The following is a 26,190-nucleotide window of genomic DNA, read 5'->3' as shown; positions in this document are numbered from 1 at the left end:
CTTTGTACCCGGCTTAGGCCGGCACCAAACCGAATTGAGGTGGCATAGCGGGCTGTTTCCCGTCCTCAAGACTTTATTGTCTTGAGGGCGTTTTTTATTTCTAAGGGAGGGATAAGATGAAAAACCGGAAGTCTTGGCTGTACCCGATGCTTCTGTTAACCGGAATCGGGATAGCAAATATTGGTGAATGGATTTATTTTTTGTCTCTTAATCTTATTGTCTTAAAAGAAACGGGGTCTGCTTTTGCGGTTTCCATCATTTATTTAATCAGGCCTGCGGCTGTTTTGATGACAAATGGGTGGGCGGGCAGCATCATCGACCGGTGTAACAAACGGAATATGATGATGTCGCTTGATTTCATCCGGGCTGCATTCATTGCCGTTCTGCCGCTGATGTTTACTGTAGGGTCTTTGTTTTCTGTTTATTGTATCGTGTTTTTGATTCAAATGGCCAATGCGATGTTTCGTCCGTGTTCCATGGCGTATGTGACGATGCTTATTCCGGCTGAAAGGAGAAAACGATTCAATTCACTAAGGGCTTTGTCGGAATCAGGGGCTTTTCTCCTCGGGCCGGCTGCGGCCGGGCTGCTTTTTATCGCCGGCACGCCGATTTTTGCGATTTGGGTGAATGCGGCGGCTTTGGTGCTGTCCGGTTTCATCACGATGATGCTGCCGAACCTTGAAAATGAGCCCCACGTACATTCTCCCGCACAGAAGCTTTCTTTGGCAGTGTACAAAGAAGATTGGAAGCTCGTCTATCGCTTCAGCCGAACGGCGCGAAACGTCATGATCATTTATTTTTTATTCAGTCTGGTCATGACCGTTATGCCATCCGCGCTTGATTCGCTTGAAGCCGCTTTTTCAAAAAAAGTTCTTCAGCTGACTGATGCCGATTACGGTTTTCTCGTCAGTGTCTCAGGGGCAGGCATTATTGCGGGGGCGCTTGTCAATGTATTCTTTAATAAAAAAATGCCGGCTTCTTTATTGATGGGAATGGGCTCTTTATTCACAGCGGCAGGATATATGATTTATGCGTTTTCTGACGTTTTTTGGACGGCTGCTTTCGGATTTTTCCTTCTCGCTTTTTTTCTGGCGTTTGCCAATACAGGCTTTCTGACGTTTTATCAAAAGAAAGTTCCGGTGGACATCATGGGGAGAGTGGGGAGCTTTTATTCATTAGTCGAAGCCGTCTTCATTATAGTGGTAACGGCGGTTTTCGGAGCGGCGGCTGTCAGTTCTTCCGTCCGCGTCATCGTCATCGCAGGGGCTGCTGTTATGCTGGCGTTGGCAGCCGTTTTATGCTCGTTCTTATTTGCGGCCTCAAAAAGGAGGACTCCCGATGTATTTCAAGCGGATCAATGTAAACAAACATAAAGAGACGGCCGTTTCATTTCGTGAGGATTCGTTTTTCGTCAGTTTTGGCACGGCGGATCATTTTAATAAGGATGAATATCTCAGATGGCTGTCATCCCAAATCAAATGCTTTCCCGCCGGTTTTATGCTGCTTCTTCATAACGGGCAGCCGATCGGACAGCTTGAAGCTTCCATCAAATTTTACCGCAGCCAAAAAATCGGTTATGTGCACCTTTACTATATGACTGAGCAGCAGAGGGGAAGAGGGTGCGGAACAAAACTGCATCAATACGCGAATCAGTTTTTCAGAGCGAACGGTGTTTCGGAATATCACCTGAGAGTTTCGCCGGGCAATGAAGCGGCTCTGTCATTTTACAGAAAGAAAAACATGGAAGTGATCGGTTCAGAATGTAACGGAAAAGTTCTCAGAATGAGAGGAGCCGTACCGCCGGAATAGGGGGCGGTACGCGTTTCATTTTCTCGTTGTTTTTAAAAGACCGGGAAACTTCTTATAAATGACCGCCATTAAGACGAGCATATACATTCCGTAAATCCCGAAAGACAGCAGTTTGTTGCTTGTAAATGAAGCGCCTGCGACGGTCACGATCACAATGTTCGGAATTTTGCCGAGCACCGACGCAGAAAAAAAGATCGGCCATCGTATGTTACTCAGCCCGCAGACGGTATTCATGGCAAGCGACGGTATAATCGGAATCAGCCGCCCGAAAAGCACCGCCGTAAACGCGTGCTGATGAAATGAATCTTCATATTGAGCCGCGGCCGGGTAAGCCACCAGCTTTTTTCTGGCCCAGTCTCTGAATCCGTACCGGACGAGAAAAAACAATGCCATTGTTCCGAGCATCGCGCCTGACAATGTAATCCACACTCCGTTTACAATCCCGAAAACCGCTCCGTTTAAGGCTGCGATAATGGCGAATGGAACGATCGGAAAAAATACGTCAGCTGCGACCAGAAGGATACTCATAAGCACGGCGTACATGCCGCCCGCGCGAATCATGCTGAGCCAGACGTCTTTTTGCATAAAGCCGATCATCACGACAGCAATGATGACGGCAAGACTGAATCCCTTTTTTATCATCTGTACGTTCACCTCTTTTCAATTAGTATACAGCACAAATCTATCTCCTTCTATTAAAATAAGCTGTCCGATAAGCGTACTTGTTTATCAGCATTTGCCGTTCGATGAGAAACGGCTGCACCCGGATTTGGACAAAAACAAGCGGGAAGCGGGGATGTACATCATTTGATGCAGAGAATGATTTTTTATAAAAGGGGACACGTTAACAGTAGTGTTTACTGGAGGTGTAAACGTTGAGATGCTTTCATCTGATCATCATGATATGCGTCCTCACGAGTCTCACTGCCGTGTCCGCCGATGCGAAATCTTTAAAAAGAAGTGACATGGAGAAGACGGGAAACGTGTACTGGGATATAAGGTCTGAAAAAAAGAAGCTATCTTTAACCTTCGATGACGGCCCCCATCCTGTCTATACGGAGGGTGTGTTAGACGTGCTGAAACAGCACAATGTTAAAGCAACCTTTTTTTGTATCGGGAGCCGTATAGACAAATACCCCATAACGGCAAAACGCATCGTTGAAGAAGGACATGAAATCGGCAACCATACGATGAACCATGTTTATTTTCACCGTTTAAAACGCAAAGACATTTTACAAGAGCTTCACAGCTCCGCGCATCATATCAGATCGCTGCAGCCGGAAGGGGACAAGTTATTCCGCCCGCCGGGAGGGTCGTTGAATCAGACGGCTTTCAAAAGCATCTTAAAAGAGGGCTATCATATCATCATGTGGTCATGGAACCAAGATCCGAGGGACTGGAAAAGGCCCGGAAAAGGAAAAATCGTCAGGCACGTTGTTTCACATGCCAGAGATGGAGATATCGTTCTTCTGCATGACGGCGGAGGAAACCGGCGCCAGACGGTGGAGGCTTTGAAAGAAATCATTCCCCAGCTGAAAAAGCAGGGCTACACGTTTGTTAAGGTTTCGGATTTGATCGGACAGGATTCCGGTCCTTTTCATATCCAGTAAAGAGAGCGCCGCGTTGAAAGCCGCCAAAGAGATGTGTACCATAGGAGGTAAGGTTTGGAGGGAGAGAAAATGAAGTTTGCTGTTCTTTTTATTACGATAACCTGTCTGTTATCAGGATGCGCTGCGGGCAAAGAGAAAAGTGTTGTCGCGTTCGGCGACAGCAATACGCGCGGTTCCAACTGGGATTATCGTGATTATCCGAAGGCGCAGCAGTGGGTAAACATTTTAAAAACAGCGGAACGCGGCCGTCTTACGGTTATAAATGCGGGAATAGGCGGCCAGACGACTGAGGATGCGCGCCTGCGCTTTCAAAGCGATGTGCTGGAGCGTAAGCCCCAATATTTATTTATCATGTTCGGAACAAATGATGCGGGCATTTTGACGGGAGATCAGCCGCGAGTATCAAAGAAACGGTTTAAAGAAAACCTGACTTATTTCATAAACGAAAGCAGAAATCACGGCATAAAGCCGATTTTAATGACGTGCATCCCGGTTATAGAAGGAAACGGAACGCATCATCTCTATTACTATTCGAGATATAAAGCCTCAGCCTTTAAAGAAAAAGGCGGCGCGAGAAAATGGCATAATTCCTATAACGGCGTTACGAGGCAGGTTGCAGCTGAGTTGAAAGTGCCGCTGGTGGATAACTGGAAACACTTTATACGCGCGGACGGCGGCAAAGATACAGACCGGGCGCTGATCCAATCCGGACTGATAGATCCCTCCGGAAATCATATGACGCCAAAAGGCGCCAGAATCTTAATTGAAGGCATAAAAAATGGGCGGGTTTTGGAACGCTGACGCCGTCAGCTGCCTAAACCGTTTTGCTTCTACTTCATAGGCTGTAGAAAAAACATCTTTTGGAGGCGATTGCTATGAACCGCGGTTTCCCTCCGCAATATCCTGTATGCCCGCCTCCTCGGGTGAATGCGGGGTACTGGTACGCATTTTTTGTTGTGCTGCTCGTCGTCATTCTCGTCCTGGGCGGTCTGTATTGGTTCAATATATAGCAGCCGTCCTCTTAAACACCTCTATTTTAGGGGTGTTTTTTGTTGAAAGTGGTAGTAATGCGCATAACCGAAGTGATATAATATCAGTCATCTGAGTAAAAAAAGGAAATTCGCCCGGGAATTTTTTCTGTTTAAGAAGAAACGGAAATAATGTGTCCGAGCGATCTTCTTTTGATTTCGTTTTCAATTAACTCGATAAATTCACGGCTCAAATTCATTTCATTGGCTTTGAAATAAGATTCTATTAGTAATTCATCAGAAAGCTTTCTCATGCCGGGGACCCAATTAATGGGAGTGGCACCTCCTTACAATTGTAATCAATCATCAGACGCAAGCATATGATGGAAGGTTGCGTTTCAATCATGGTGAGGTTATCTTTAATCTACCATGAAATACAAATAAGAACAATCGTTCTGTTATCCACACTCGTAAGTGGATAACTTGTTAGTATCTTGTTTATAATCTGGATAAATCCGGATGTAATAAGAGTGGATAATGTGTGTAATTTTATCCACAACTGGTGAAGAAACCCAATTTTTGTCGAAATTTTTTTACTGAGTCCGACTTTGTTTTTAAATCTGACAGGTTTCGACATATAGATGATAGAAAGAAAAGGAAGGGTGCGGGTTTTGTTAAAAAAGTTTTTTTTACCTGACGAATTTGTGAAAAATATATTTCATATCACACCGGAAAAGCTCAAGGAACGCAATGTGAAAGGGATTATTACAGACCTTGACAACACGCTTGTGGAGTGGGACAGACCGAGTGCGACACCTCGATTAATCGAGTGGTTTGAAGAAATGAAGGAGCACGGCATTAAAGTCACGATCGTCTCCAATAATAATGAACGAAGAGTGAAATTATTCTCGGAGCCGCTTGGCATACCGTTTATTTATAAGGCAAGAAAACCGATGGGGCGCGCCTTTAAAAGAGCCGTCAGCAGCATGGATCTGAAAAAAGAAGACTGTGTGGTCATCGGCGATCAGCTGCTTACTGATGTTCTCGGCGGAAACAGAAACGGGTATCATACGATCCTCGTCGTGCCTGTCGCTTCCTCTGACGGAGTCATGACGCGCTTTAACCGCCGGATTGAACGGAGAATATTGAGTTCTTTGAAACGTAAAGGCCATATTCAGTGGGAGGATTAGGAATGGAAAAGGTTGTTTGCATCGGCTGCGGAGTAACGATCCAGACCGAGGATAAAAAAGGTCTCGGATACGCGCCAAAGGCATCGCTCACGAAGGAGAATGTCATTTGTCAGCGCTGCTTCAGACTGAAAAATTACAATGAAATTCAAGATGTTTCATTAACGGATGATGACTTTTTAAATATCTTGCACACAATCGGCGATACTGACTCTCTAATTGTCAAAGTCGTTGATATTTTTGATTTTAACGGAAGCTGGATAAACGGGCTGAACCGCTTTGTCGGCGGTAATCCGATCATTCTTGTCGGTAATAAGGCCGATATCCTGCCGAAATCCGTAAAGCGGGAACGGCTCGTCCAATGGATGAAACGCGAAGCGAAAGAATACGGCTTAAAACCCCTTGATGTCTTTTTAATCAGCGCTTCCCGCGGACAAGGGATGAAGGAAGTCATTGACGCCATTGAACATTACCGCGAAGGGCGCGATGTGTATGTGGTGGGCTGTACCAATGTCGGCAAATCCACATTTATCAACCGGATTATTAAAGAGGTCTCAGGGGAAGAGAATATTATTACCACCTCTCAATTTCCGGGCACGACGCTTGATGCAATTGAAATCCCGCTTGATGACGGATCTGCGCTTTATGATACGCCGGGAATCATTAACCATCACCAGATGGCGCATTACGTGGACAAGCGTGACTTAAAGGTGCTGACACCGAAAAAAGAACTGAAGCCGCGCACTTTTCAGCTGAATGAAAAACAAACGCTTTATTTCGGCGGGCTTGCCCGGTTTGACTATGTATCAGGCGATAAAACGGCGTTTGTCTGCTATATGCCGAATGAATTGATGATTCACAGAACAAAGCTTGAAAATGCTGATGCTTTATACGAAAAGCATGCGGGAGAACTGCTTACCCCGCCCGGAAAAGATCATTTGGATGAATTTCCGGAGCTTACGGCCCACGCGTTTACGATTAAAGAAGGAAAGACGGATATCGTTTTTTCCGGACTCGGCTGGGTCACGGTGCAGCAAGCAGATAAAAAAATAACGGCATACGCTCCGAAAGGCGTACACGTATTTGTCCGCCGTTCATTAATATAGAGAGAAGGGGAGAGGGAGCATGAAACAATTGTACGGAGTAATCGGAAATCCGATCGGGCATTCAATGTCACCCGATATTCATAACGCGGCTTTGCAAGATAAGAACATCAACGGGCAGTATTTTGCGTTTCAGGTGGAACCTCGTCATCTCAAGGACGCCGTTAACGGAATCAAGGCGCTTGGCATCTGCGGAGTGAACGTCACAGTCCCGCATAAAGTCGCGATCATGGAGCATCTGGATGAAATACATGAAAGCGCAAAAGTACTCGGGGCCGTAAATACCGTCAAAAGAGAGGGAGACAGGCTCATCGGGTATAATACTGACGGAGATGGGTTTTATAAATCCTTAGTCAAAGTATTGGACAAACCGATATCAGAGCTCTCCATCCTCATGATTGGGGCGGGAGGGGCGGCAAGAGCGATTTTTACGACGATCGTCCGCAGAGAGCCGAAACAATTTGACGTTTGCAACCGCACGCCGGAAAAAGCAGAAAGTCTGATTGCTGCTGCTCCCTCTTTTCAGCAGAAACGCGCCCTTACTTTAAAAGAAGCTGAAAATCAGCTTGAACAATATGACGTCATTATTCATACAACATCTGTCGGCATGTATCCGAAAACGGATGCCGTGCCGCTCTCATTGGAACGGGCCAAAACGGGCGCCATCGTTTGTGATATCGTATACAACCCGATTCAAACGGCGTTCTTAAAAGAAGCTGAAAAAAGAGGTTTAACAACCCTTGACGGTGTCGGCATGTTTGTGGAACAGGCTGCACTGTCTTTCAAGCTGTGGACGGAACAAGAGCCTGACAGCGGCTTAATGAGAGCAATTGTTGAAGGAAAACTAGGAGGAACACAATGTTAACAGGAAAACAAAAACGGTTTTTGCGTTCAAAAGCGCATCATTTAACGCCTATTTTTCAAGTGGGAAAAGGCGGAGTCAACGAAAACATGGTGAAACAGATTGCCGAGGCTTTAGAAGCAAGAGAGCTGATTAAAGTCAGCGTGCTTCAAAACTGCGAAGACGATAAAAACGATGTCGCAGAAGCCCTTGTGAAAGGCAGCCGCTCACAATTGGTGCAGACGATCGGAAATACGATCGTATTGTATAAGGAATCAAAGGAAAATAAACAAATCGAGCTTCCGTAAGGTGGTTGACATGAAGAAAATCGGAATATTCGGGGGCACATTTGACCCTCCGCACAACGGACATCTTCTGATGGCTAATGAAGTCCTTCATCAGGCGGAGCTCGATGAGATTTGGTTTATGCCTAATAAAATCCCGCCGCATAAGCAGAATGAAGACTTTACAGACAGCCGGCACCGGGTGGAGATGCTGAAGCTTGCCATCAGCTCTAATTCCTTCTTTAAGCTTGAGCTTGCGGAAATGGACCGGAAAGGCCCTTCTTATACCTATGATACCGTCCGTTTACTGAAGGAGCGGCACCCGAACGACAAGCTTTTCTTTATTATCGGGGCGGATATGATTGAATATCTGCCGAAATGGTACAAACTGGACGAACTGCTCACGCTCATTCAATTTATCGGAGTGCGGCGCCCGGGGTATCATATTGAGACCCCGTACCCGCTGCTTTTTGCCGACGTTCCGGAATTTGACGTTTCGTCAACGATGCTGAGAGAACGTCTCAAAGCAAAAAAGCCTACGCAATACTTAATGCCGGATAAAGTGAGGCAGTATATAGAGGAGAATGATTTATATGAATCGTGAGGAAGCACTTGCCTGCGTCAAAGAACAGCTGACCGAGCATCGCTACATCCACACAATCGGCGTGACAGATACGGCGGTTATTCTCGCAGGCCGGTTCGGAGCAGATCCGAAAAAAGCGGAAATGGCGGCTATTTTTCATGATTATGCAAAATTCCGGCCGAAAGAAGAAATGAAGCAGATCATCGTGCGGGAAAAAATGCCGGCTGAGCTCTTGGATTACAATGCCGAGCTGTGGCATGCCCCTGTGGGAGCGTATTTGGCTGAGAAAGAAGCGGGGATCACTGATCCTGAGATCTTGGATGCAATCCGCTATCACACGTCAGGGCGTCCCGGAATGACCCTTTTAGACAAAGTCATCTACGTTGCGGATTACATTGAACCCGGCCGCCACTTTCCCGGAGTGGAAGAGGTGCGCCGTCTGGCGGAAACAGATCTGAACGAAGCGCTCATACAAGCGATGAAAAATACAATGATATTTCTGATGAAAAAAAACCAGCCGGTCTTTCCGGAGACGTTTGCAACCTATAACTGGCTGGTGTCTCAAAAATGACAGGAGGAATATGGAAAATGAATCAAGCTTCCGTTTTAAAAATCGCGGCAAAAGCATGCGACGATAAACGTGCAGAAGATATTTTAGCGCTGGACATGGAAGGAATCTCACTTGTAGCGGATTACTTTTTAATCTGCCACGGGAATTCTGATAAACAGGTTCAGGCCATTGCGCGTGAAATTAAAGATCAGGCAGAAGAAAACGGCATTGATGTCAAAAAGATGGAAGGGTTTGATGAGGCCCGCTGGGTTTTAGTTGATCTCGGCGACGTCATTGTCCACGTTTTCCATAAAGATGAAAGAAGCTACTATAATCTTGAAAAGCTATGGGGCGACGCGCCGCTCGCAGAGCTTGAACTCGGCTTGAACTCATGATTTACCAAGGCTTCGCCGGTGTATATGACGAGTTAATGTCACATGCGCCGTATGATGAATGGGCGGGCTGGATTGAAGCGTCTCTTCCGGAAAAGGGAAGGGTGCTTGATCTTGCCTGCGGAACCGGAGAAATATCCATCAGGCTTGCTGAAAAAGGCTGCGAAGTCACGGGGATTGATTTGAGTGAAGATATGCTGAGCTGTGCCCAGCAGAAAAAAACGGGAAAGCCGATTCTTTTTCTCCAGCAGGATATGAGAGAGCTTTCCGGTTTTGAAGAACAGTTTGATGCCGTAGTCATCTGCTGTGATTCCCTAAATTACTTAAAAACGAAAAATGATGTCTTAAGCACCTTCAAAAGTGTTTTTCAAGTTTTGAAGGAGGGCGGCCTGCTTCTGTTTGACGTCCATTCCCCGTATAAAATGACGGAGCTTTTTCCGGACAGCACCCATGCGGATCAGGATGAGCAGATCAGCTATATCTGGCAAAGCTTTGCCGGCGATGAAGAGCTTTCTGTCATCCATGATATGTCCTTTTTCGTATGGAACGGACAATCTTATGACCGCTATGACGAGACGCATGAGCAAAAAACATTTTACATTGAAGAATATAAACAAATGCTTGCAGAGACCGGATTTGAATTGAAGAAAGTGACGGCTGATTTTACAGACCGGCCTCCTTCAACAGAGTCTGAACGTCTTTTCTTTACGGCAGGCAAACCAAAAACCATCGTTTAAACGGAACGATGGTTTTTAAAATGCATTTTTTGCGATTGGCGCGATAAAGCTCTTTATGGCATACTCAGTTACACGTGAAATTGCTTCTTCACTAACGATATATCTTCATCGTATTTGTCATGTGTACGCTGAAAGACACGATTGAACATATCCTGAACACCGCTTTCGAGAGCCTTCAGTCCTTCTCCGGTGACGCCGCCTTTTACGCATACTTTTTCCTGCAAGGCGGGAAGCGTGTAATGCCCCGTTTCAAGAAGCTTTCCGAGACCGACAAGCATTTCTGTCGACATAATCACGGCTTCTTCTTTGGTGATGTCCGTTTCTTCCACTGCCGCGTCAATAAAGCGCTGAACGAGATAACTCATAAAAGCGGGCCCGCAGCTGACAATGTCTGACGCCGCTCTTGTAATGCCGCTGCTGATTTCCACAGGTTTTGAAATATGAGTGAACAGCGTTTGAATATCCGCTTTTGCAGCCTCGCTGCAGCTTTTGCCGAACGTAACAAGCGAGACGCCGGCCAAGGCGCGGTTCGTAATGCTCGGAATGACGCGGGCCGTCTGACACGGAACCGTATGTTCAATCTGATTCGTCTGAACGGGGCTGGTAATGGAGATTAAAATGTGATCTTTTCGTAAATGCGGTGTGAGTTTTTTCAGCAAAGGATATATATCCAGCGGTTTTACACAAATGAATATTATTTCATTATCCTGTACGAGCTTTTCCTGATCCTCGGTGACATGGATGCCGCTGAAACGTTCTTTTAGTTTTAATGCTTTTTCGATTGTTCTGTTTGTGATGGTGATATGTGAGGGATCGGCAGCGTTTGATTCGATAAACGATTCAATCAGGATCGTTCCCATGTTTCCGGTGCCGATAAAGCCTATTTTCAATGAATTCCCCTCCTTTTTCCCTTAATCCTCTAAACCTTATGCGGGGAGGCAATGCAATATGACGAAAGCGATGATGACGGAGCGGCTGCGGCGGAACCTGAAAATTCTGGGCGCTTGTCTTGCGGCAGGGGCGGTTTTTATCTGTATTTGGCTGTTTCGTTCTGAAAAGGAAGAGCCGGTCAAACAGCAGTCCGTGCTCGGCCAAACAGCCTCGGCATCCGTCGCGGACAAAAAAGACACCGCAGACGATAAGATTATGATTGATGTGAAAGGTGCGGTCCGAAATCCCGGCGTGTATGAAATGAAAGCGGGAGACAGAGTGACGCAAGCCATTGAAAAAGCCGGAGGCCTGAAGAAAAAGGCGGATGAATTGAATGTTAATTTAGCAGAGCAGCTGCGGGACGGGACGATTGTTTATATTCCGAGTGAAGGCGAAGAAGAGAATCACCCGAAAACAGCAGCGGGTGAAAAGGAGAATGCAGCTGTCAATATCAATACGGCATCTTTGGACGAACTTCAGGCGATTTCCGGGGTGGGGCAGAAAAAAGCGGAAGCCATTATCGCCTACCGAGAAGAAAACGGACGGTTTCAGACTGCTGAAGATTTGATGAATGTATCAGGCTTTGGAGAAAAGTCATTTGAGCGGATAAAAACTTCCATTACGGTAAAGTGAATTGACGGTTCTGCTTAAATCTATGTAAACTTAGAAAAGCAACAAGACTTTTTGGAGGGAACACTTGTGGAACGAATCTCATGGAATCAATATTTTATGGCGCAAAGCCATTTGCTGGCGCTGAGAAGCACATGTCCGAGACTGTCAGTCGGGGCAACCGTAGTCAGAGATAAGCGGATGATTGCCGGCGGATACAACGGCTCAATCGCCGGCGGCGTCCATTGCGCTGATGAAGGATGCCTTTTAATAGATAATCATTGCCAGAGGACCATACATGCAGAGATGAATGCGATTCTGCAATGTTCTAAGTTCGGTGTTCCGACGGAGGGCGCCGAAATTTATGTGACGCATTATCCTTGTATTCAATGCTGCAAATCAATTATCCAGGCAGGCATCAAAACGGTCTATTATGCCGAAGATTACAAAACACAGCCTTATGCAAAAGAGCTGTTCAGCCAAGCCGGAGTCAAGGTGGAGCAGGTCGAACTTGATGAAATGATCATCGATCTGAAAAACCGCGAAAAATTGTCTTTTGTAGCAGGTCTGATTCAGCAATTATCTGATGCGGGAGTTAAGGCAGATGAACTGAAAAAAATTCATGAACAGGCCAATGAGCTGTTTACCAGTTACGTATAAATGAAATATAAATACCTTCTTCTGCCTCTGGCGGCGGTTTCTGCAACTGCGGGAATTGCCGCCGCTCATGTCTTCTGGGTTCTGCTCCTTTTTCTTCTGTATCTTCTCTTTATTATGATAAAAACAAAGCAGCCTGCTCCGGTTGTTGTCTGCCTCGTTTCTTTTTGTGTTTATTTCTTTCTTTATACGGTTTGTGACGCTGCGAATGTAACGCGGTATCAGGCCGGCAGTTATACTGAACAGGCCGTCATCACTAATATTCCGAAGGTTGACGGAGCGAAAATGTCAGCCGTTATCCGTACACATGACAAGGAAAAATGGGCGGCTTCGTATAAAATCCGGTCTCTTGAGGAAAAGAGACTCATTGAACAGCTTGAACCGGGGATGCGCTGCACGTTTACAGGCTCTCTGGAACAGCCTGCACATGCGACGATTCCCGGAGGTTTTGATTATAAGGAATATCTTTACTCTCAGCAGATTCACTGGTTATTTTCCGTGACTTCCATTGAGCAGTGTGAAAAATCCAAACAGCCGCTGTTTAAACTGCTGAACTTCAGAAAAAATTTGATTTCAATCATTCGGAATCACGTACCTGAATCTTCCGCCGGAATTGTTGAAGCGCTGACCTTAGGTGAAAGATTTTCTATAGAGGACGATATACTGAGTGCATATCAAAATTTGGGAGTCGTTCATTTAATGGCGATTTCCGGAATGCATGTCGGTCTTATTACGGCGGGACTATTTTATGCTCTGATCAGAATCGGGCTGACAAGAGAAAAGGCGGGGATGTTGCTGCTGCTGTTTTTGCCGGTGTATACGCTGCTGAGCGGTGCCGCCCCATCCGTATTGCGCGCATCCCTCATGCTGGGATTTTATATCGCCGGAACTCTTGTTAAACGCGGCATTCATTCCTCTGCTGCATTGTCTCTGTCTTATCTGCTGCTCCTGCTGTTTAATCCTTACTTCCTTTGGCAGGCGGGCTTCCAGCTTTCCTTTGCGGTAAGCGCCTCTTTAATTCTGTCATCCTCCATTTTAAAGAAAGCGGGGAAAAGCAGACTTGCCGGGCTTGCGATGGCCTCATTCATTGCAGAGCTCAGCTCACTTCCGTTTCTTCTCTATCATTTTCAGCAAATTTCACTTGTCAGTTTTCCGATGAACATGGTGATGGTGCCATTTTATACGTTATTTGTCATTCCGGTTTCTGTCATCGGCTTCCTTCTTCTTTTGCTTTCAAGGCAGATGGGAGAATGTTTGTTTGATATGTTTGACCTTGTGATGAAGCCTGTGCATGATTTCATTACATATGCGGCATCCGTTGATTTATTTACTATGATTGTGTCAAAGCCTGACTTTCTTTCCCTTCTTCTGCTTGCGGTTTCCGTTTTTACGCTTTTTGCGGCTTTGGAAAAGGGAGGTTTTTTAAAACTCAGGAAATCGGCTCTTTTTTTCTGCGCGGTTTTGGCTTATTTAATATGCCGTCCGTATTTCAGTCCATGGGGAGAAGCGGATATGCTTGATATCGGGCAGGGAGACTCGCTGTTTATAAGCGCGCCATACCGCAAAGGGACCGTAATGGTTGATACAGGGGGAGTGATTGCTTATCCCGGAGAATCATGGAAAGAAAAACGCCACCCGTATTCTATCGGCGAGAAGGTTTTGATTCCGTTTTTAAACGGAAAAGGGGTGAAAAAGCTGGATGCGCTGTTTTTAACCCATGCGGATCAGGATCACATCGGAGAAGCCGGAGTGTTAATCAAAAATCATAGAGTCAAACGGTTAATTGTCCCCGTGGGATTCGTAAAAGAACCGAAGGATCAGAACATATTAAAAATGGCGAAAGAAAACAACATTCCCGTTGCCGAAGCAAAGCGGGGCGACACCATTACAGCGGGTGATCTTCAGTTTCAGGTGCTGTCTCCGGAGTCATCTGACGGAAAGAGTAAAAATGATTCATCACTGGTGCTTTGGACGGTTTTAGGCGGAGTGAGCTGGCTTTTGACGGGAGATTTAGAATCGGACGGCGAAACAGAAGTGCTGAAAACGTATCCGAAACTGAAGGCTGATATATTGAAGGCGGGTCATCACGGCAGCAAAAGCTCAACGAGTGAAGCCTTTTTGAAACAGCTTCAGCCGGAAGCAGCGCTGATTTCAGCAGGAAAAGAGAATCGATACCATCATCCGCATGAAGAAGTGCTGGATCGTTTGAAGGCGTACTCTGTCAATGTGCTTCGCACCGATATCAGCGGAACGATTCAATACAGATTTGAAAAAGGCGCCGGAACGTTTTCCGTCTTCCCTCCATATGATATAGAAGAAACCAGGGCGCAAGAAGTAAAAAAGACTGCCGATTGACAGCAGCCCGGAATGCGGCTAAGAGCCGATAAGATGGATGGCTGTTGCCATCACGAACAAAAAGGCGAAAAATCCGAAGGACACGACAAAACCGACAGCTGAGTCAACAGCATCATTTCGTTTGCTTTGAACGTTTTTTTCAAAATCATTCAATTTCATCCCTCCTGACTTCCCTAAGTATACTGGAATTGTTTTGAAAAATCTAGAAGTGATGGTAACGTTTTCTGTTCTTGTGATTATCGCCTTTTTACAAGCAGACCCGGGAGCTTGTGAATCAGGCGTTTATTATAAATGAGGAAGCTGTCCTTTTTAAAGCTTCCTCTTTACTATTTGCCGAACTCAATTTAGGATAGAAGGGGATCAAGAAAGAGAGGAAGTCATACGATCATGGTATTTGATGTTTGGAAAGCCCTGAAAAAAGGGGATGTCCGCTCCGTTTATTGCTTATACGGAAAAGAAACGTATCTGCTCCAAGAGACTGTCAGCCGGATCAGACAAGCTGTCGTTGATGAGGAGACTAAAGATTTTAACCTGTCTGTTTTTGATCTTGAAGAGGATCCGCTTGACCAGGCCATAACCGATGCGGAAACGTTTCCGTTTATGGGAGAGAAGCGGCTGGTTATCGTAAAAAATCCGTCTTTTTTAACAGGGGAAAAAAAGAAAGAAAAAATAGAGCATAATACAAGCGCTTTGGAGACTTACCTGAAGGAGCCTGCGCCTTATACGGTCTTTGTGATTGTGGCTCCGTATGAAAAGCTGGACGAACGGAAAAAGCTGACGAAAGCGCTGAAGCAAAAAGGCCTTATGATTGAAGCTAAGGAGCTGAATGCAAAGGAGACGACTGATTTTACGATTAATCTGGCGAAATCCGAAAATAAAACGATGGATACAGAAGCTGCCGAGCATTTGGTTCTGCTTGCAAACGGCCATCTGTCTTCCATATATCAGGAAATACAAAAACTCTCCGCCTACACCGGTGACAGACATGAGATCACGCTTGAAGATGTCCGGGAGCTTGTCGCAAGAAGTTTGGAGCAGAATATTTTTGAGCTGATCAACAAAATCGTGAACCGAAAACGGACGGAAAGTCTTCAAATATTTTATGATCTTTTAAAACAAAACGAAGAACCGATCAAAATTATGGCGCTGATCGCCAACCAATTCCGTCTGATTATGCAGACAAAGTATTTTGCGGGACAAGGATACGGCCAAAAGCAAATCGCTTCCAATTTAAAGGTGCACCCCTTCCGGGTAAAGCTGGCGATGGATCAGGCGAGGCTATTTTCTGAAGAAGAGCTGCGGCGTATTATAGAAAGGCTCGCAGTGATGGATTATGAAATGAAAACGGGGAAAAAGGACAAGCAGCTCTTGCTGGAGCTCTTTCTCCTTGAGCTTCTCCGGACTGAATGAAAAAAACGATCCCCGTTAAAGGGATCGTTTTTGTATTATGCAGAAAGTCCGTTCACTTGTTTCGCAAGTCTAGATTTGTATCGAGCTGCGGCATTTTTGTGTACAAGACCTGTTTTCACTGCTTTATCAATGCGTTTCGCTGCTTCAGAAAGAGCAGTTTTCGCTTTATCCGCTTCGTTGTTAGCAACAGAAGCTTCAACTTGTTTGATTGCAGTACGCATAGCAGATTTGATTGTCGCGTTATGAGCGCGGCGTTCGTTGTTTGTTTTTGTACGTTTAATCGCTGATTTAATGTTTGGCATGTGTTTCACCTCCTAAGATACAACCTGTAGCACAGTGTCTTAAGGTTAAATCTTCTTCACAATAGAACAAATTGTATTCTATCAAACAGAACTTTAGATTGCAATATAAATGTAAAGTATTTTTCGTTGATGGGTAAATTCGCATGATTCGTTTTGTAAATGGCCACACTATGTACCACGATGATTGAAGGAGGTCTTTCCTGTGAAAAACAATGAACTGGATGTCAATCAATTTCTGATACGGACGGATTTAGCGGTAGAAACGAAACAGGCGGTAAAAGACGGACAAACCGGTCAGACAAAAGAAATAAACGGGTTTATTGAAAAAGAACGCGACAAGGGCGGCATTAAAGTCAGAACCGTCGATATTACCAAAGAAGGCGCCGAGCTATCGGGGAAAAAGCAGGGACGCTATGTCACGATCGAGGCTCAAGGGGTTCGGGAACACGACTCTGACATGCAGGAAAAAGTAACGGAAGTGTTTGCCGAGGAATTTTCCGCCTACCTGTCGGCATTAAAGATTCCAAAGGATGCAAGCTGTTTGATCGTCGGTCTCGGCAACTGGAATGTGACGCCGGATGCGCTCGGCCCTCTCGTGACCGAAAACCTTCTTGTGACAAGGCATCTGTTCAGGCTTCAGCCGGAAAACGTACAGGAAGGGTACAGGCCGGTCAGCGCGCTTGCTCCCGGTGTGATGGGATTAACGGGAATTGAAACGAGCGATATTATTCAAGGTGTGATCAAAGAATCAAAGCCGGATTTTGTGATTGCGGTAGACGCTCTTGCGGCAAGAGCCGTTGAAAGGGTGAACACGACCATCCAATTTTCTGATACGGGCATTCACCCGGGATCAGGCGTCGGCAATAAGAGAAAAGAATTAAGCAAGGAAACGCTCGGCATCCCCGTCATCGCAATCGGGGTACCGACTGTCGTTGATGCGGTTACGATCGCGAGCGATACGGTGGATTATATATTAAAGCATTTCGGCAGAGAGATGAAAGATGACAGCCCGTCAAGATCTCTGGTGCCCGCCGGAATGAACTTCGGCAAAAAGAAGGTGCTGACAGACGAAGACCTTCCCGGAGAAAAAGAACGCCAATCCTTTCTCGGTATTGTCGGCACACTGGACGAAAACGAAAAACGCCAGCTGATTCACGAAGTGCTCTCTCCGCTCGGCCATAATCTGATGGTCACACCGAAGGAGATTGACACCTTTATTGATGATATGGCGAACGTGCTTGCAAACGGGTTAAACACCGCCCTTCATGAAAAAGTGTCACAAGATAACAAAGGCTCTTATAATCATTAAAATGGTTCTACCTCCTCTAGCTTGTTCATAGAGTAATTACTAGACAAGCGCTGGAGGGATTCAAATCATGAGAAAAAAACGCAGAAACCGTCAAATTGTCGTTGCAGTAAACGGTGGAAATGCGCTCAAGGGCATGTTTTTGTTTATGACAAGCCTTATCGTTATTTTCGTATTATCGGGTGTGCTCACATCGCTTCGCCCTGAACTGAGGCTTTCTTCGGATTCTCTTCACGGAATTGCCGGAGAACTTCCGGGTGACGCGTTTGCACACCTCCTCGGTATGGAAAATCATTATTTCGCCTCAGAGCTTCCTGAAAAAGACTCTTTTCAGCTGTCCCGGCTTTCCTTAAAACTGGCGACAAGTATTAATATGGAAGACCCGCGGAGTTTCTTGGGACGTGAGCTGCCGGGATTTGCCCAATACGATACGGAGATCCTTCTGGCGGGGCAGGGGACGGATTATACGAATATGCCTGCTGAATCTCCGCCGCCGTCGAAGGTGATGGAAAAAGAAAAAGAAGTGAACCTGGCAGAAATCGAAAACAAAACGAAAAAAGAAGAAACGGCGCCGCCGAAACATTCAACAGGCAGCAAAAAAGTCGTTTTTATTTACCACACTCATAATACCGAATCCTATCTTCCTCTGTTAAAGGGGGAAACAAATCCGGATAACGCCCGCCATTCGAAGGCCAATGTCACGCTTGTCGGAGATATGTTCGGAAAAGCGCTTGAAGCGCAAGGTGTAGGAGCGACCGTAGATAAAACCGACATTCAGGCCCGCCTGAACAAAGACGGCTTAAATTATGCGCGAAGCTATGACGAATCAAGGCCGGTCGTAAAAAGCGCGCTCGCCAAAAATAAAAATCTGCAATATACCATAGACATTCACCGGGATTCCCGCCGCAAGAAAAATACGACAGCCGACATCAAAGGAAAAAGCTATGCCAGAGTCGCCATCGTGGTCGGCAAAAAAAGCGCTAATTTTGAAGAAAACTATAAACTCGCAAGTGAACTTCATAAGCTGATGGAGAAAAAATACCCCGGCTTAAGCGTCGGTGTTTTATCAAAAGGCTCTCCGGGAGATAATGGAGTATACAACCAGGATTTAAACGACAGGTCGCTTCTGCTGGAATTCGGGGGCGTGGATAACAATCTTGAAGAACTGAGGCGCGCATCAGATGCCGTGGCCGATGTGTTCAGCGAACTGTACTGGGATGCAGACAAGGTCAGCTCGCAATCAGGAGAGAAGAAAAAACAATAGAAATCAGGTGATTCGAATGATCCGTTTTACCGGCAAATGCCTGCTGATCGCCATTGTCATGTTTTTCGGCGTTTTGTTCGGCATGCAGCAGGCAAACAGCGGAATGCTTGATATGAAAGGATACAAAGATCCCTCCTTAAAAGGAGCATTCACGCTCGGCGGCGGAGAAGGACAGGAAAAAGAAGCTTCCATTTTGGGGCAAACCGTTACGGCGAAAGATCTGGAAGAAAAACAAAAACAGCTGGAACAGGCGGAAACCTTCAACCTGTTTTCAAAAGCGGGAGAAACCCTTTCAAATACCGTGACGGACTCGGCGCAGGCGATGTACGAGTGGGTTTCGAAACTGAACCGATAGCATTGATGAAGAGAAAAGCGGATGATTCCTTAAAGGAAGCTTTTCTCTTTCTTGTTTTAATTGAATGTTTACAATCCTATTGATATAATCTAAGCTAGTGTATTTTGCGTTTAATAGTAGGAGTGATAGATTGTGACAGATAAAGAAAAGCGTTTAGAGAGGCAGTCAAGAATCCGGAATTTCTCCATCATCGCCCACATAGACCACGGCAAATCGACCTTGGCGGATCGGATTTTAGAAAAAACATCGGCGATCACCCAGCGGGAAATGAAAGAACAATTGCTTGATTCAATGGACCTTGAACGCGAACGGGGAATTACCATCAAATTAAATTCCGTTCAGCTGAAATACAAAGCAAAAGACGGAGAAGAATATATATTCCATCTCATCGACACGCCCGGACACGTCGACTTTACATATGAAGTTTCGCGAAGCCTGGCTGCCTGTGAAGGCGCGATTCTCGTTGTTGATGCGGCTCAGGGAATAGAAGCGCAGACATTGGCGAACGTCTATCTGGCGCTTGATAATGATCTTGAGATTCTTCCTGTCATTAATAAAATCGATCTTCCGAGCGCAGAGCCAGAACGTGTGCGTCAAGAGGTTGAGGACGTTATCGGCCTTGACGCTTCAGACGCCGTCCTCGCTTCAGCGAAAGCGGGCATCGGCATCGAAGACATTTTAGAACAGATCGTAGAAAAAGTGCCGGCTCCCGCGGGAGATCCGGAAGCTCCGCTGAAAGCGCTCATCTTTGACTCGCTTTATGACGCGTACCGCGGAGTCGTCGCGTATATCAGAGTCGTAGAAGGAACGGTCAAACCGGGCCAGAAAATTAAAATGATGGCAACCGGAAAAGAGTTTGAAGTCATTGAAGTCGGCGTCTTTACGCCGAAAGCGCAGCCGGCTGACGAATTGACAGTCGGTGACGTAGGCTATTTGACAGCCGCAATCAAAAACGTCGGCGACACCCGTGTCGGTGATACGATCACGAGCGCGGTTAAGCCTGCGGCAGAAGCGCTTCCGGGCTACCGCAAACTCAATCCGATGGTATACTGCGGACTTTATCCGATTGACACAGCCAAATATAATGATTTGCGTGAAGCTCTGGAAAAACTTGAATTGAACGATTCATCTCTTCAATACGAGGCGGAGACGTCACAAGCCCTCGGCTTCGGTTTCCGCTGCGGTTTTTTAGGAATGCTTCACATGGAAATCATTCAAGAGCGGATTGAACGGGAATTTAAAATTGACCTTATTACGACCGCGCCGAGCGTTATTTATGACGTTTATATGACGGACGGCGAAAAGATCATCGTGGATAACCCGTCAAACATGCCTGACCCGCAAAAAATAGAGCGGGTGGAAGAACCTTATGTCAAAGCGACGATGATGGTTCCGAACGATTACGTCGGAGCGGTTATGGAGCTTTGTCAGGGGAAACGGGGCAACTTTATCGATATGCAGTACTTAGACGCCAACCGGGTCAGCATTGTATATGAGATGCCTCTTGCGGAAATCGTATATGAATTTTTTGATCAGCTGAAATCCAGCACGAAAGGGTACGCCTCTTTCGATTACGAGCTGATCGGCTACAAACCGTCCAAACTCGTCAAAATGGACATTATGCTGAATGCAGAAAAAATTGATGCGCTGTCGTTTATCGTGCACCGCGATTACGCATACGAGCGCGGGAAAGTCATCGTCGAAAAATTGAAAGAATTGATCCCCCGCCAGCAATTCGAAGTGCCCGTGCAGGCAGCGATCGGACAGAAAATCGTGGCCCGCTCAACCATTAAGGCCATGCGGAAAAACGTCCTTGCAAAATGTTACGGAGGAGACATCTCGCGGAAACGGAAGCTTCTTGAAAAACAAAAAGAAGGAAAACGCCGGATGAAGCAGGTCGGCTCGGTAGAAGTGCCGCAGGAAGCGTTTATGGCCGTTCTTAAAATGGATGACAGCCCGAAAAAATAACGGAAGCCGCCGCAGTCCCGCGCTGCGGCTTCTTTCTGTAAAGAAGAAGGTGTTTCAAAATGAAATCAGCTTATATTCATATTCCGTTTTGTGAGCATATCTGCCACTATTGCGATTTCAATAAATATTTTATTCAGAGCCAGCCTGTCGATGAGTACTTAAACTCACTCGAAAAGGAAATGATAAATACAATAGAACGGACGGGACGCCCTGATCTCCGCACGATTTTTATCGGGGGAGGCACGCCGACATCGCTCTCACCCGCCCAGCTGGAAAAATTGATGGATTCCATTCACCGCGTGCTGAAACCTTCTGACGGACTCATAGAATTTGCCGCGGAAGCGAATCCGGATGATTTGTCCCCGGAAAAATTAAAAATCATGAAAAATGCCGGTGTCAATCGGCTGAGCTTCGGTGTTCAAACCTTTGAAGATGAGCTTTTACAAAAAATCGGCAGAGTGCATAAACAAAAGGACGTATTCACTTCCTTTGAACGTGCGAGGGCTCTCGGCTTCGACAACATCAGTCTCGATTTAATGTTCGGCCTGCCGGGTCAGACGCTGGCCGATCTTGACAATTCCGTCAAAACGGCTTTGTCTCTTGATGCGGAGCATTATTCCGTTTACTCGCTGATCGTAGAGCCGAAAACGGTGTTTTATAATTTAATGCAAAAAGGCCGCCTGCATCTCCCGGCGCAAGAACAAGAGGCCGAGATGTATGAAACGGTCATGAGGCAGATGAGCGAAGCGGGCATCCGTCAATACGAGATCAGTAACTTTGCAAAGCCCGGATTCGAGTCGCAGCATAATCTGACGTATTGGAGCAATGAAGCGTATTTCGGTTTTGGCGCAGGCGCTCACGGATATATCAGCGGCACGCGCACCGTCAACGCCGGGCCTGTGAAACATTACATTCAGCTCATCGAAGAAAAGGGGCTGCCTTATCGTGACACGCACGAGGTGACACGTGAGGAGCAGATTGAAGAAGAAATGTTCCTCGGTCTCAGAAAAATGTCCGGCGTACAAAAGCAAGCTTTTCTCGATAAATTCGGACGCTCGGTTGACGAACTGTTTCCCGATGTTCTCAAAGATTTAACCGAAAAAGGCCTGATCTGTGACACGGAAGAATCGGTTGCATTAACGCATGAGGGCAAATTATTAGGAAATGAGGTTTTTGGCGCTTTTTTGGGTGAGTTATAATTGACATTTTTCTTTTGGTTTGTTACTTTTGATATAGAATTAGCACTCGCTGACCTTGAGTGCTAACAGGGGTGATGATGATGTTAACAAATCGTCAGCTGTTGATCCTGCAAGTGATTATTAATGATTTTATACAATCAGCGCAGCCTGTAGGATCAAGAACTCTTTCAAAAAAAGACGAGATTACATTCAGCTCTGCAACGATCAGAAACGAGATGGCTGACTTGGAGGAATTGGGCTTTATTGAAAAAACCCATTCATCCTCAGGACGGATTCCGTCGGAAAAAGGGTACAGGTATTATGTCGATCATTTGCTGTCACCCGTCAAGCTGACAAAAACCGATCTGGATTTAATTCACTCGATATTTAAAGAAAAAATCTTCGAGCTGGAAAAAACAGTCCAAAAATCAGCGCAAATCCTGTCCGACCTGACAAACTACACATCGATTGTCCTCGGGCCGACGCTGAGCGAGAACTATCTTAAACAGATTCAAATCGTTCCGATCCAGCCGGATAAGGCGGTCGCCATCCTCGTCACGAACACGGGGCATGTCGAAAACCGCACCATCAATTTCCCGGCTAAAGTGGATTTGGCCGATATTGAAAAACTGGTCAATATATTAAACGATCGATTAGCGGGCGTGCCGATGGACGAACTGAATGAGCGCATTTTTAAAGAGGTTGTCACATATTTAAGGCAGCATATCGCCAACTATGACAGCATACTTGAATCGCTCCGCTCCACATTCCATCCGGCGGCCCACGTTGAGAAATTGTTTTTCGGCGGAAAGATCAACATGCTGAATCAGCCGGAGTTCCATGATATTGAAAGGGTCCGCTCGCTCTTATCTTTAATTGAAAAAGAGCAGGATGTTCTGAAGCTGTTTCAGTCATCAAAAGCCGGGATTTCAATCAAAATCGGGAAAGAAAACGACTACGAAGAAATGGAAAACTGCAGCTTAATCACGGCCACTTATACAGTTGATACGAAACAGATCGGATCAATCGCGATTATCGGGCCGACGCGCATGGATTATTCAAGAGTCGTCAGCCTGCTGCAGCACGTGACTTCGGACTTGTCAAAAGCATTCACAAGTTTGTATGATGAATAAGGGAATTTTGGCAATCATTTTCAGTCATCTTTTTACAGCATTTGAGGGAGGTGAACACAATGTCAGAAGAAAAACAAACCGCAGAACAGGTTGAAGCAGCAGAACAAGAAGAAGTGACAGAACAGGCAGAACAAGCGGCTTCACAAGAGCAGCATGAAGAAACGGCAGGTCAGGAAGAAGCCCTTCAGCACCAAATTGATGAATTGCAGGGTTTGCTTGATGAAAAAGAAAACAAGCTTTTGCGTGTTCAAGCAGACTTTGAAAACTATAAACGACGCAGCCGCCTTGAGATGGAAGCTGCTCAGAAATACCGTTCTCAAAACGTCGTAACGGAAATCCTTCCGGCTCTCGACAACTTTGAACGGGCGTTACAGGTAGAAGCTGAAAGCGAGCAGACAAAAAGCTTGCTGCAAGGTATGGAAATGGTCCGCCGCCAGCTGATGGACGCACTTGAAAAAGAAGGCGTTGAAGCCATCGAAGCTGTCGGTCAGGAATTTGATCCGAACCTTCACCAAGCCGTCATGCAGGTGGAAGATGAAAACTTCGGCAGCAATATTGTTATCGAAGAACTGCAAAAAGGCTACAAACTGAAGGATCGCGTCATCCGTCCTTCAATGGTAAAAGTGAATCAATAACTACATAGCAGGAGGTAATTCAAAGTGAGTAAAGTAATCGGAATTGACTTGGGTACGACAAACTCATGTGTGGCAGTGCTTGAAGGCGGAGAGCCTACAGTTATCGCCAACGCTGAAGGAAACCGTACGACTCCGTCAGTCGTTGCATTTAAAAACGGCGAGCGCCAAGTAGGGGAAGTGGCGAAACGCCAATCAATCACAAATCCTAACACAATCATGTCTGTTAAACGCCATATGGGTACTGACTATAAAGTGGAAATCGAAGGAAAAGACTACACGCCTCAAGAAGTGTCAGCTATTATCCTTCAGCATCTGAAAGCATACGCTGAAAGCTACCTCGGCGAAACAGTTTCAAAAGCCGTTATCACGGTTCCTGCATACTTCAACGATGCAGAGCGCCAAGCGACAAAAGATGCCGGTAAAATCGCCGGTCTTGAAGTAGAGCGTATTATCAACGAGCCGACTGCAGCAGCGCTTGCATACGGACTTGATAAAACGGACGAAGACCAAACGATTCTTGTTTACGACCTTGGCGGCGGTACGTTTGACGTATCTGTTCTTGAACTTGGCGACGGCGTGTTTGAAGTCCGTTCAACTGCCGGTGACAACCGTCTTGGCGGGGACGACTTTGACCAAGTCATCATCGATCATCTCGTAGCAGAATTCAAAAAAGAAAACGGCATTGATCTTTCAAAAGACAAAATGGCGCTTCAGCGTTTGAAAGATGCGGCTGAGAAAGCGAAAAAAGATCTTTCCGGCGTATCATCTACACAAATTTCTTTACCATTTATCACAGCGGGAGAAGCAGGTCCTCTTCACCTTGAGCTGACACTGACCCGCGCTAAATTCGAAGAGCTTTCCGCTCACCTTGTTGAGCGCACAATGGCTCCTGTCCGTCAGGCTCTTCAAGATGCGGATCTTTCTGCGAGCGAAATCGACAAAGTTATCCTTGTCGGCGGATCAACACGTATTCCTGCCGTACAGGAAGCAATCAAAAAAGAAACGGGTAAAGAAGCGCATAAAGGCGTAAACCCTGATGAAGTTGTAGCGCTGGGTGCAGCGATTCAAGGCGGCGTCATCACGGGAGACGTAAAAGACGTTGTTCTTCTTGACGTTACACCGCTTTCTCTCGGTATTGAAACAATGGGCGGCGTGTTCACGAAACTGATCGACCGCAACACGACAATTCCGACGAGCAAGTCTCAAGTATTCTCAACTGCAGCTGACAACCAAACGGCTGTTGACATTCACGTGCTTCAAGGTGAGCGCCCGATGTCTGCGGACAACAAAACGCTCGGCCGCTTCCAGCTTACTGATATCCCGCCTGCACCGCGCGGCGTACCGCAAATCGAAGTTTCTTTCGATATTGACAAAAACGGTATCGTAAACGTAAGAGCGAAAGACTTAGGCACAGGAAAAGAACAAAACATTACAATCAAATCTTCTTCAGGTCTTTCTGATGATGAGATCGAACGCATGGTAAAAGAAGCGGAAGAAAACGCTGACGCTGATGCGAAGAGAAAAGAAGAAATCGAAGTCCGCAACGAAGCTGACCAGCTTGTGTTCCAAACGGAAAAAACATTAAAAGATCTGGAAGGCAAAGTGGACGAAGAGCAAGTGAAAAAAGCAAACGACGCGAAAGACGCGCTGAAAGCCGCTATCGAGAAAAACGAAATTGAAGACATCAAAGCGAAAAAAGATGAGCTTCAAACAATCGTTCAAGAGCTTTCTATGAAGCTTTATGAAGAAGCGGCAAAAGCGCAGCAGGCTGAAGGCGCAGCAAACGCTGAAGGCAAAAAAGCGGATGACAACGTTGTCGATGCGGAATACGAAGAAGTAAAAGACGACGAAACGAAAAAATAAGTTCTTTCCCGCATGGCTTTAGGCGGAAGAACACACAGCATATTCTGATTCAACAGACAGAAAGTCAAAGTCAGGCATCTCTTGGCTTTGACTTTTTTTCTTGCCCGGGATAAAAGGAATTGAAAAAACATAATTCAAAATGATACAATCTAATTTATGTG

The 26,190-nt window shown here is 46.0% G+C and carries 29 protein-coding genes and 2 pseudogenes; 26 read left to right on the top strand and 5 right to left on the bottom strand.

Annotation, left to right across the window (positions count from 1 at the left end):
- Positions 1-116: 116 nt before the first annotated feature.
- Together VP472_RS12440 and VP472_RS12435 are read left to right on the top strand one after the other, a co-directional pair.
- A complete protein-coding gene (locus VP472_RS12440) occupies positions 117-1,373 on the top strand; it encodes an MFS transporter (RefSeq protein WP_146277203.1) in 1,257 nt (418 codons plus the stop codon).
- A complete protein-coding gene (locus VP472_RS12435; RefSeq protein ID WP_146277201.1) occupies positions 1,339-1,809 on the top strand; it encodes a GNAT family N-acetyltransferase in 471 nt (156 codons plus the stop codon). Before VP472_RS12440 ends, VP472_RS12435 begins: the two co-directional genes overlap by 35 nt.
- 15 nt (positions 1,810-1,824) lie before the next feature.
- Here VP472_RS12435 and VP472_RS12430 read toward each other — a convergent pair whose 3' ends face one another.
- The gene (locus tag VP472_RS12430; protein ID WP_017418184.1) at positions 1,825-2,451 is read right to left on the bottom strand and encodes a TVP38/TMEM64 family protein; all 627 of its coding nucleotides are present in this window, start codon (positions 2,449-2,451) and stop codon (positions 1,825-1,827) included.
- Between the two features lie 233 nt (positions 2,452-2,684).
- Here VP472_RS12430 and VP472_RS12425 point away from each other — a divergent pair, with 233 nt between their 5' ends.
- The 3 genes from VP472_RS12425 to VP472_RS12415 all read left to right on the top strand — a co-directional run bounded on the left by VP472_RS12425 (position 2,685) and on the right by VP472_RS12415 (position 4,429).
- Positions 2,685-3,419 carry a polysaccharide deacetylase family protein gene (locus VP472_RS12425; protein WP_070082134.1) on the top strand — a complete coding sequence of 245 codons (735 nt, stop codon included), beginning with the start codon at positions 2,685-2,687 and terminating at the stop codon, positions 3,417-3,419.
- Positions 3,420-3,488: 69 nt separating this feature from the next.
- A complete protein-coding gene (locus tag VP472_RS12420; RefSeq protein WP_025649828.1) occupies positions 3,489-4,220 on the top strand; it encodes an SGNH/GDSL hydrolase family protein in 732 nt (243 codons plus the stop codon).
- Between the two features lie 74 nt (positions 4,221-4,294).
- Positions 4,295-4,429, top strand: coding sequence for a hypothetical protein (locus VP472_RS12415; RefSeq protein ID WP_003152848.1), 135 nt, complete (start codon positions 4,295-4,297; stop codon positions 4,427-4,429).
- Between the two features lie 131 nt (positions 4,430-4,560).
- On the opposite strand, the gene VP472_RS12410 is transcribed toward VP472_RS12415, so the two are convergent.
- Complete coding sequence (locus VP472_RS12410; protein ID WP_003152850.1) at positions 4,561-4,701, bottom strand: sporulation histidine kinase inhibitor Sda; 141 nt, start codon at positions 4,699-4,701, stop codon at positions 4,561-4,563.
- Positions 4,702-5,058: 357 nt separating this feature from the next.
- Here VP472_RS12410 and VP472_RS12405 point away from each other — a divergent pair, with 357 nt between their 5' ends.
- From VP472_RS12405 to VP472_RS12370, 8 genes are read left to right on the top strand one after another with little or no spacing between them, the layout of a single operon-like run.
- Positions 5,059-5,577, top strand: coding sequence for a YqeG family HAD IIIA-type phosphatase (locus tag VP472_RS12405; RefSeq protein ID WP_007408254.1), 519 nt, complete (start codon positions 5,059-5,061; stop codon positions 5,575-5,577).
- Between the two features lie 2 nt (positions 5,578-5,579).
- Complete coding sequence (gene yqeH, locus VP472_RS12400) at positions 5,580-6,680, top strand: ribosome biogenesis GTPase YqeH (protein ID WP_146277199.1); 1,101 nt, start codon at positions 5,580-5,582, stop codon at positions 6,678-6,680.
- 19 nt (positions 6,681-6,699) lie between these two features.
- Positions 6,700-7,542, top strand: a complete 843-nt coding sequence (aroE, locus tag VP472_RS12395; protein ID WP_015417858.1) for a shikimate dehydrogenase — start codon at positions 6,700-6,702, stop codon at positions 7,540-7,542.
- Positions 7,536-7,826, top strand: coding sequence for a ribosome assembly RNA-binding protein YhbY (gene yhbY, locus VP472_RS12390; RefSeq protein ID WP_003152858.1), 291 nt, complete (start codon positions 7,536-7,538; stop codon positions 7,824-7,826). Before aroE ends, yhbY begins: the two co-directional genes overlap by 7 nt.
- Before the next feature lie 10 nt (positions 7,827-7,836).
- Positions 7,837-8,406 carry a nicotinate-nucleotide adenylyltransferase gene (locus VP472_RS12385; protein ID WP_003152860.1) on the top strand — a complete coding sequence of 190 codons (570 nt, stop codon included), beginning with the start codon at positions 7,837-7,839 and terminating at the stop codon, positions 8,404-8,406.
- The gene (gene yqeK, locus VP472_RS12380; RefSeq protein WP_032856887.1) at positions 8,396-8,956 is read left to right on the top strand and encodes a bis(5'-nucleosyl)-tetraphosphatase (symmetrical) YqeK; all 561 of its coding nucleotides are present in this window, start codon (positions 8,396-8,398) and stop codon (positions 8,954-8,956) included. The genes VP472_RS12385 and yqeK overlap by 11 nt, the downstream gene beginning before the upstream one ends.
- Positions 8,957-8,973: 17 nt before the next feature.
- Entirely contained in the window at positions 8,974-9,330 is a 357-nt protein-coding gene (gene rsfS, locus VP472_RS12375; protein ID WP_003152864.1) for a ribosome silencing factor, read from the top strand.
- Positions 9,327-10,064 carry a class I SAM-dependent DNA methyltransferase gene (locus VP472_RS12370; protein WP_014305450.1) on the top strand — a complete coding sequence of 246 codons (738 nt, stop codon included), beginning with the start codon at positions 9,327-9,329 and terminating at the stop codon, positions 10,062-10,064. The genes rsfS and VP472_RS12370 overlap by 4 nt, the downstream gene beginning before the upstream one ends.
- A gap of 68 nt (positions 10,065-10,132) precedes the next feature.
- Here VP472_RS12370 and comER read toward each other — a convergent pair whose 3' ends face one another.
- The gene (gene comER / locus VP472_RS12365; protein ID WP_146277195.1) at positions 10,133-10,954 is read right to left on the bottom strand and encodes a late competence protein ComER; all 822 of its coding nucleotides are present in this window, start codon (positions 10,952-10,954) and stop codon (positions 10,133-10,135) included.
- A 58-nt stretch (positions 10,955-11,012) separates the two neighbouring features.
- On the opposite strand from comER, the gene VP472_RS12360 reads away from it, so the two are divergent.
- The 3 genes from VP472_RS12360 to VP472_RS12350 all read left to right on the top strand — a co-directional run bounded on the left by VP472_RS12360 (position 11,013) and on the right by VP472_RS12350 (position 14,615).
- Positions 11,013-11,627 carry a helix-hairpin-helix domain-containing protein gene (locus tag VP472_RS12360; RefSeq protein WP_146277193.1) on the top strand — a complete coding sequence of 205 codons (615 nt, stop codon included), beginning with the start codon at positions 11,013-11,015 and terminating at the stop codon, positions 11,625-11,627.
- A 66-nt stretch (positions 11,628-11,693) separates the two neighbouring features.
- On the top strand, positions 11,694-12,263 hold the full coding sequence (locus VP472_RS12355) for a ComE operon protein 2 (protein ID WP_003152868.1): 570 nt from the start codon (positions 11,694-11,696) through the stop codon (positions 12,261-12,263).
- Positions 12,264-14,615, top strand: coding sequence for a DNA internalization-related competence protein ComEC/Rec2 (locus tag VP472_RS12350; protein WP_146277191.1), 2,352 nt, complete (start codon positions 12,264-12,266; stop codon positions 14,613-14,615).
- Between the two features lie 18 nt (positions 14,616-14,633).
- On the opposite strand, the gene VP472_RS12345 is transcribed toward VP472_RS12350, so the two are convergent.
- Positions 14,634-14,768, bottom strand: a complete 135-nt coding sequence (locus VP472_RS12345) for a YqzM family protein (RefSeq protein ID WP_003152870.1) — start codon at positions 14,766-14,768, stop codon at positions 14,634-14,636.
- 40 nt (positions 14,769-14,808) lie between these two features.
- On the opposite strand from VP472_RS12345, the pseudogene VP472_RS12340 reads away from it, so the two are divergent.
- Both VP472_RS12340 and holA read left to right on the top strand, forming a co-directional pair.
- A pseudogene (locus VP472_RS12340) lies at positions 14,809-14,963 on the top strand (hypothetical protein).
- A gap of 39 nt (positions 14,964-15,002) precedes the next feature.
- Positions 15,003-16,044, top strand: a pseudogene (holA, locus tag VP472_RS12335) (DNA polymerase III subunit delta).
- A gap of 16 nt (positions 16,045-16,060) precedes the next feature.
- On the opposite strand, the gene rpsT reads toward holA, so the two are convergent.
- Positions 16,061-16,327: a 30S ribosomal protein S20 gene (gene rpsT / locus VP472_RS12330; protein WP_003152876.1), complete on the bottom strand. Its 267-nt coding sequence runs from the start codon at positions 16,325-16,327 to the stop codon at positions 16,061-16,063.
- 202 nt (positions 16,328-16,529) lie between these two features.
- On the opposite strand from rpsT, the gene gpr reads away from it, so the two are divergent.
- The 8 genes from gpr (at position 16,530) to dnaK (ending at position 26,029) form a co-directional block, all read left to right on the top strand.
- Positions 16,530-17,636 (top strand): GPR endopeptidase, encoded by a 1,107-nt coding sequence (gene gpr / locus VP472_RS12325; protein ID WP_146277187.1) that lies wholly within the window; start codon positions 16,530-16,532, stop codon positions 17,634-17,636.
- 67 nt (positions 17,637-17,703) lie between these two features.
- Entirely contained in the window at positions 17,704-18,897 is a 1,194-nt protein-coding gene (spoIIP, locus tag VP472_RS12320; protein WP_013352939.1) for a stage II sporulation protein P, read from the top strand.
- Positions 18,898-18,913: 16 nt separating this feature from the next.
- The gene (locus tag VP472_RS12315) at positions 18,914-19,252 is read left to right on the top strand and encodes a YqxA family protein (RefSeq protein ID WP_007408270.1); all 339 of its coding nucleotides are present in this window, start codon (positions 18,914-18,916) and stop codon (positions 19,250-19,252) included.
- A gap of 132 nt (positions 19,253-19,384) precedes the next feature.
- Entirely contained in the window at positions 19,385-21,220 is a 1,836-nt protein-coding gene (lepA, locus tag VP472_RS12310; RefSeq protein ID WP_013352938.1) for a translation elongation factor 4, read from the top strand.
- Positions 21,221-21,279: 59 nt separating this feature from the next.
- Positions 21,280-22,419 (top strand): radical SAM family heme chaperone HemW, encoded by a 1,140-nt coding sequence (hemW, locus tag VP472_RS12305; protein WP_070082131.1) that lies wholly within the window; start codon positions 21,280-21,282, stop codon positions 22,417-22,419.
- Between the two features lie 80 nt (positions 22,420-22,499).
- On the top strand, positions 22,500-23,531 hold the full coding sequence (hrcA, locus tag VP472_RS12300) for a heat-inducible transcriptional repressor HrcA (RefSeq protein ID WP_017418176.1): 1,032 nt from the start codon (positions 22,500-22,502) through the stop codon (positions 23,529-23,531).
- A 59-nt stretch (positions 23,532-23,590) separates the two neighbouring features.
- Positions 23,591-24,166: a nucleotide exchange factor GrpE gene (gene grpE, locus VP472_RS12295; protein ID WP_003152892.1), complete on the top strand. Its 576-nt coding sequence runs from the start codon at positions 23,591-23,593 to the stop codon at positions 24,164-24,166.
- A 24-nt stretch (positions 24,167-24,190) separates the two neighbouring features.
- On the top strand, positions 24,191-26,029 hold the full coding sequence (gene dnaK, locus VP472_RS12290; protein ID WP_003152893.1) for a molecular chaperone DnaK: 1,839 nt from the start codon (positions 24,191-24,193) through the stop codon (positions 26,027-26,029).
- The last annotated feature ends 161 nt before the right edge of the window (positions 26,030-26,190 follow it).

It is taken from the genome of Bacillus sp. MT(2024) (assembly GCF_036362845.1).
In the GTDB taxonomy this organism is placed as follows: Bacteria; Bacillota; Bacilli; order Bacillales; family Bacillaceae; genus Bacillus; species Bacillus velezensis.
The sequence above is the reverse complement of the archived record's forward strand: the minus strand, read 5'-3'. Positions and strand labels throughout refer to the sequence as shown.